This is a genomic window from Salinivibrio sp. IB282 (genome assembly GCF_001995685.1).
Classification (GTDB): Bacteria; Pseudomonadota; Gammaproteobacteria; order Enterobacterales; family Vibrionaceae; genus Salinivibrio; species Salinivibrio kushneri.
In genome coordinates, this window is sequence record NZ_MUET01000039.1 from 20284 (window position 1) to 27540 (window position 7257).

The window sequence follows — 7257 nt, forward strand, 5'->3', positions numbered from 1 at the left end:
AATAATTCAAAGGTATCGGTTAGCTCAAGCGATAAGGGGAGTTTCAACGCTAAGTTGTGAGCCTAGTCTGAATGTTTCACCGGGTGTCGCGGGTGTGAGAGGCTTGCGTCAAGCCAGTAGAAAAGGTGTAATAGCTGCTTCACCTTACTCATTGTCACTATTGTAACGAGTCATCAAATAATTATGTCGACGCAAACCCCCCCGTTAAAGATCTACAACTCACTGACGCGAGATAAAGCTGTCTTTCAACCCATCACGCCGGGAAAAATCGGCATGTATGTGTGTGGGGTGACGATTTACGATCTCTGTCATATTGGTCACGGGCGTACCTTTGTTTCGTTTGACATGATTGCGCGCTACTTGCGCTACTTGGGCTTTGATTTAACCTTTGTTCGCAACATCACGGATATCGATGACAAGATCATCAAGCGTGCGGCGGAAAATGGCGAGAGCTGTGATGCATTGACCGAGCGTTTGATCGGTGAAATGTATCAAGACTTTGATGCCTTGAACATGGCGCGTCCGGACATCGAGCCACGCGCGACCGACTACATTGACGAAATCATCGCACTGGTAGAAAAGCTAATTGAGCGTGGCTTTGCGTATGTCGCGGACAATGGCGATGTGATGTTTGAAGTGGCCAAATTTGACGATTACGGCAAGCTATCGAAGCAAGATCTCGATCAGCTGCAAGCAGGCGCCCGCGTTGACGTTGAGACAGCCAAGCGCAGTCCTCTCGATTTTGTGGTGTGGAAAATGTCGAAACCTGGCGAGCCGACCTGGGAGTCGCCTTGGGGGCCAGGCCGCCCTGGCTGGCACATTGAGTGCTCGGCAATGAACTCCGCGATCTTGGGCGAGCATTTTGATATTCATGGTGGTGGCTCTGATTTGCAGTTCCCGCACCATGAGAATGAAATAGCCCAATCTTGCTGCGCCCATGACACCCCATATGTTAACACCTGGATGCATAGCGGCATGGTGATGGTTGATCGTGAAAAGATGTCCAAATCCTTGGGTAACTTTTTCACCATCCGTGACGTGCTAGCACACTATGATGCCGAAACCGTGCGCTATTTCCTGCTTTCAGGTCACTATCGCAGCCAGTTGAACTACAGCGATGAAAACCTCAACCAAGCCCGTTCAGCACTTGAGCGTCTATACACCTCGCTTCGCGGTTTAGACACTCAGGCCGCACCTGCCGGTGGCGATGAATACGTGGCACGCTTTGAAGCGGCGATGAACGATGACTTTAACACCCCAGAAGCCTATTCGGTGCTATTCGATATGGCTCGTGAGATTAACCGTTTACGTAGCGATGATTTGGCAGCGGCATCCGCACTGGGTGCGCAAATGCGCAAGTTAGCGTCGATTCTTGGTTTACTCGAGCAAGATGCGGATAGCTTCCTGCAAGGCGATGCAGGGGCTGATGATGACGTGGCTGAGATTGAGGCGCTCATTCAAAAACGGAATGATGCTCGCAAAACCAAAGACTTTGCCACCGCCGATGCCGCGCGTGATGCGCTCACCGCGATGGGTATTGTGCTGGAAGACGGCCCGCAAGGCACCACCTGGCGTCGTAAGTAAGCAGATAAAGCGCCATCCGGCCGAGAATAATAGCAATCTAATGGAAACGGAGCCAAATAAGGCTCCGTTTTTGTGGGGGTTGTTGGTCGATATCCGCTGGTTGATCTCGTTAAAAACAGAATCAAGTCAGCGATGAGTCCTTAAGTGGCTAAACCTGGAAACAAAGCCCGCATGCCAGAGGCAATAAACTCAATCCCGAGGGACCCAAGGATAAGGCCCATTATCCGCGTAATAACGTTGATACCCGTTTGGCCTAAAAATTTCACCACTGCAGGACCGACTTTAAATAGCCCCCAAATCCCTGCAGAGAACAGCACTAGGGTGGTGATGAGTGTAATCGTACTCCACGTATCTGGGTACTGAGAGCCATACACAATGGTTGAGCTGATCGCACCTGGCCCGGCGAGCAGTGGCATCGCCAGCGGTACCACGCCCACCTGTTCACGGCTGATGGTCTCGGATTGCTCCTGTTTGTTTTGCTTACCTTCCCCCAACTTACCGTTCATCATGGTAAAAGCGATACTGAGCAGCAGCATGCCACCGGCCACCCGGAATGAGTCGAGCGAGATACTAAACAAATCCAGCAACATCTGTCCGGCAAGCAAGGAAACAATCAAGATGATCGCCACCGCGATGGCGGCTGTGTATGCCGTGCGGTTTCGTTCTTGCTTATCAAGATGCACGGTAAGGGTCACAAAAACGGGCATGATACCGATAGGGTTCACGGCGGCAAAAAGCCCGACAAAAAACTGTACAAAAATCATGGTGTCAAAAACGGCCATGGCGAATCTCGTGATGCTGTGAGGAAGTCCAGTTTCTCTCGGGTTAAAAGGTGGGGCCAGTATAGCGACCTCAGCTTAAAAACCAACCGCTTAACCTTGCATTTTCTGCAAGTCTTGATTGCGGTTTTAGCGAAGTCATGGGAGGGAGCAAAAAAGTCCCCAAATGAGTGAGCAAGTTTGTTAGCGCAAACTATACTGAGCCACTAAACGGTTTTTACTCACTAGAGAAAAAAGAGTCACATTGGTGGGCTTACAAGAATAAAAGAAACAGCTTTATGGTAGCCGTTCTCTTTTTGTTGAAAAAATAATACAAAATCACCGCTTTTGTTGGCCTTACATGTAAAGCTCGTGTTACTTTGGTGAAAAGATTAGACACGTGGCCTGTGTGCTACATGATGAATAAACCCAATGTTCATGGGGGTTAAGCAATAAATTCGTTGTGATTGATTTGATAACAACTGATCGAGATCAAGTTGCTATCGCTGTGAAAACTTATACTCAGTTTTGAAAGTTATTTACTAAATGCGATGCCGTTAGGGTAAAGAAATCTCGGTTAGAGGGGTCAAACGCCAGGCAGCCATCAAAAACCCAACCAATCGGGTAGGCTGGTGGTCGCAAGCAGTTACTAAATGATTTTCAAATATGAACCAGGAGACAACTATGCCTGTTACTAATATTGCCGAACTCAACGCGATGGTTGAGCGTGTCAAAAAGGCACAACAAGAATTTGCTACCTATTCACAGGAGCAAGTAGATAAAATCTTCCGTGCTGCATCACTAGCGGCAAACAACGCGCGTATTCCGTTGGCTAAACAAGCCGTTGAAGAGTCAGGCATGGGTATCCTCGAAGACAAGGTTATCAAAAACCACTTCGCCTCTGAGTTCATCTACAACAAATACAAAGACGACAAAACCTGCGGCATTCTGGAAGAGAATGACGAATTCGGCACCATGACTATCGCCGAGCCCGTTGGGCTTATCTGCGGTATCGTGCCAACGACTAACCCAACGTCGACTGCGATCTTCAAATCACTGATCTCACTGAAAACGCGTAACGGCATCATCTTCTCGCCACACCCACGTGCGAAAAACTCGACCAATGATGCGGCGAAACTGGTTCTTGATGCAGCCGTGGCTGCGGGCGCACCTAAAGACATCATCGGCTGGATTGACCAACCATCAGTTGAGCTTTCTAACGCACTGATGAAGCACGACGACATTAACCTGATTCTGGCGACCGGTGGTCCAGGCATGGTGAAAGCGGCATACTCATCAGGTAAACCGGCGATTGGCGTAGGTGCGGGTAACGTGCCTGTGGTTATCGATGAAACCGCTGACATTAAACGTGCTGTCGCGTCTGTGCTGATGTCAAAAACCTTCGATAACGGCGTGGTGTGTGCGTCCGAGCAAGCGGTTATCGTGATGGACGAAGTGTACGACGAAGTGAAAGAACGCTTTGCGTCGCACAAAGGCCATGTATTGAGCAAAGCAGACGCCGATAAAGTGCGTAAGGTACTACTTATCAACGGTAACCTTAACGCGGATATCGTGGGCCAACCTGCCACTAAGATTGCGGAGATGGCCGGCGTAAGCGTGCCATCAGACACTAAAATCCTGATTGGTGAAGGGCTGGAAATCAGCATTGAAGAAGAGTTTGCGCACGAGAAACTCTCTCCAACCCTAGGTATGTTCCGCGCCAAGAGCTTTGAGCACGCTGTCGACATGGCTTGCAAAATGGTGGAAATGGGCGGTATCGGCCACACCTCAGGCCTGTATACCAACCAAGACGTTAACCAAGATCGCATCAAGTATTTCGGTGATCGCCTGAAAACAGCACGTATTCTGGTGAACATTCCAACCACGCACGGTGGTATCGGTGACTTGTACAACTTTAACGTTGCACCATCACTGACATTGGGCTGTGGCTCATGGGGTGGTAACTCAATTTCTGAGAACGTTGGGCCTAAACACCTGATGAACAAGAAAACCGTAGCGAAGCGAGCTGAGAATATGCTGTGGCACAAACTACCAAAATCGATCTACTTCCGTCGCGGCAGCTTGCCAATCGCATTGGGTGACTTAGAAGACAAGAAACGCGCGATGATCGTGACGGACCGTTTCCTGTTTAACAACGGTTATTCTGAGCAAATCGAGTCAATGCTTAAAGCGCAAGGCATGGACGTGAATACCTTCTTTGAAGTAGAAGCGGATCCAACATTGACCGTGGTGCGCAAAGGTGCGGAAGCGATGAAGAGCTTCCAGCCAGACGTGATTATTGCCCTAGGTGGTGGTTCACCGATGGATGCTGCGAAAATCATGTGGGTCATGTACGAGCACCCTGAAACGGCGTTCGAAGAGCTAGCGATGCGCTTTATGGATATCCGTAAACGTATCTACAAGTTCCCGAAAATGGGTAAAAAAGCCGAGCTGGTTTGTGTGACAACCACATCAGGTACTGGTTCAGAAGTGACGCCATTTGCGGTAGTGACAGACGATGAAACGGGCGCGAAGTACCCACTGGCCGACTACGAGCTGACACCACAAATGGCAATTGTGGATGCCAACCTAGTGATGAACATGCCGAAGTCACTGACTGCCTTTGGTGGTTACGATGCGATTACTCACGCGATGGAAGCCTACGTGTCTATCCTGTCAAATGAGTACTCGGAAGGGCAAGCTCTGCAAGCGTTGAAACTGCTGAAAGACTATCTGCCAGCGAGCTATACGCACGGTGCAAACGACCCAATCGCACGTGAGAAAGTGCACAATGGTGCCACCATTGCCGGTGTCGCGTTTGCTAACGCCTTCTTGGGTGTGTGTCACTCAATGGCGCACAAAATCGGTGCTGAGTTCCACCTACCACACGGTTTGGCGAACGCATTGCTGATTTCCAACGTGGTGCGTTTCAACGCCAATGACAACCCAACCAAGCAAACAGCTTTCTCACAGTACGACCGCCCACAAGCACGTCGTCGCTATGCAGAAATCGCTGACCACCTTGGCCTAGCTCAAGCCGGTGACCGTACCGCACAGAAGATTGAGCGTTTGCTAGCCTGGTTGGAAGACATGAAGTTGAAACTAGACATCCCAACCTCTATCCAAGCGGCGGGTGTACCAGAAGCAGACTTCATGGCCAAACTGGATGAGCTGGCGGAAGAAGCGTTCGATGACCAATGTACAGGCGCTAACCCACGCTATCCACTGATCAAAGAGTTGAAAGATGTGTTGGTTGCGTCTTACTACGGTAAACCATACGTAGAATGTGAAACCTTTGAAGGCACCACGGTGATCAAGAAGAAAGATGACCGACCAGCCGCCGCGCCGACTAAAGTCGCGAAAGCTGTGAAAAAAGATGAAAAAGCAGACGCCTAATAGACCCTAGGCAACTGCTTAACGACAAAGACCCGCTCCGGCGGGTCTTTTTGATTTTACCCGTGGCGACGATGACACGAGAATCCAGAGCGCTTCGCTTACGGAATACGGAAAGAGACGAGACGCTTCGCTTCTTGCTCGTTCCCACGCTCCAGCGTGGGAATGCATACAATGACAAAATTTATATATCGGTGGTGCCATTGGCGACGATGACACAAGCCTTGGCACCATGATGGATAGGTACACATTGCCAACGGGCGCCTGTCACGTTTGGCGCCAAATTTAACATCGAGGTTAGTCGTTGGTCCCGGTGTCGGATGGCGCGGCCCACATCGTGATAATGATTGACATTGTGCTGGCGCTTGTCCGACCTACGCCTGGTTTATATATCCGTGGTACCATTGGCGACGGTGACACAAGCCCCGGCAAGATGTTGGATAAGTACACATTGCCAACGGGCGCCTGTCACGATCGGGGTAATCGTTGGCCCCGGTGTCCGATGGCGCCGTGCAACGGGCGCGCGGCCCACATCGTGATAATGATTGGCATTGTGCTGGCGCTTGTCCGACCTACGCCTGGTTTATATATCGGTGGTGCCATTGGCGACGATGACACAAGCCCCAGCACGATGATGGGTATGTGCACATTGCCAACGGGCGCGCGGCGGAAATCACACCAAGCTTGCGCGATCGAGAAGGCGCTTATGCCTACCTACGCCTGGTTTATATATCGGTGGTGCCATTGGCGACGATGACACAAGCCCCGGCAAGATGATGAATATGTGTACATTGTGAACGGGCGCCTGTCACGTTTGGCGCCAAATTTAACATCGGGGTTAATCGTTGGCTTTGATGTCCGATGGCGCCGTGCAACGGGCGCGCGGCCCACATCGTGATAATGATTGACATTGTGCTGGCGCTTATACCGACCTACGCCTGGTTTATATATCGGTGGTGCCATTGGCGACGATGACACAAGCCCCGGCAAGATGTTGGATAAGTGCACATTGTCAACGGGCGCCTGTCACGACCGGGGTAATCTTTGGCCCCGGTGTCGGATGGCGCGCGGCGGAAATCACACCAAGCTTGCGCGATCGAGTTGGCGCTTATGCCGACCTACGCCTGGTTTATATATCGGTGGTGCCATTGGCGTAGGTGACACAAGCCCCAGCACGATGATGGACATGTGCACATTGTCAACGGGCGCCTGTCACGTTTGGCGCCAAATTTGACCTCAATGTCGGAGGCGCGCAGGGCACATCGATGCACGAGGCTTAGATCGGACTGGCGCTTGTCCGACCTACGCCTGGTTTATATATCGGTGGTGCCATTGGCGACGGTGACACAAGCCCCAGCACGATGATGGACATGTGCATATTGCCAACGGGCGCCTGTCACGTTTGGCGCCAAATTTGACCTCAATGTCGGAGGCGCGCAGGGCACATCGATGCACGAGGCTTAGATCGGACTGGCGCTTGTCCGACCTACGCCTGGTTTATATATCGGTGGTGCCATTGGCG

General features: G+C 51.0%; 3 protein-coding genes. 2 read left to right on the forward strand and 1 reads right to left on the reverse strand.

The window, feature by feature from the left end; genetic code table 11:
• The first annotated feature begins 183 nt into the window (after positions 1-183).
• A complete protein-coding gene (cysS, locus tag BZG14_RS09485) occupies positions 184-1584 on the forward strand; it encodes a cysteine--tRNA ligase (RefSeq protein ID WP_077608619.1) in 1401 nt (466 codons plus the stop codon).
• Positions 1585-1724: 140 nt separating this feature from the next.
• Here cysS and BZG14_RS09490 read toward each other — a convergent pair whose 3' ends face one another.
• A complete protein-coding gene (locus BZG14_RS09490) occupies positions 1725-2366 on the reverse strand; it encodes a YchE family NAAT transporter (RefSeq protein ID WP_077608620.1) in 642 nt (213 codons plus the stop codon).
• A gap of 642 nt (positions 2367-3008) precedes the next feature.
• Between BZG14_RS09490 and adhE the strand changes: the two genes are divergently transcribed.
• Positions 3009-5738 carry a bifunctional acetaldehyde-CoA/alcohol dehydrogenase gene (adhE, locus tag BZG14_RS09495; RefSeq protein ID WP_274532394.1) on the forward strand — a complete coding sequence of 910 codons (2730 nt, stop codon included), beginning with the start codon at positions 3009-3011 and terminating at the stop codon, positions 5736-5738.
• Positions 5739-7257 lie beyond the last annotated feature (1519 nt).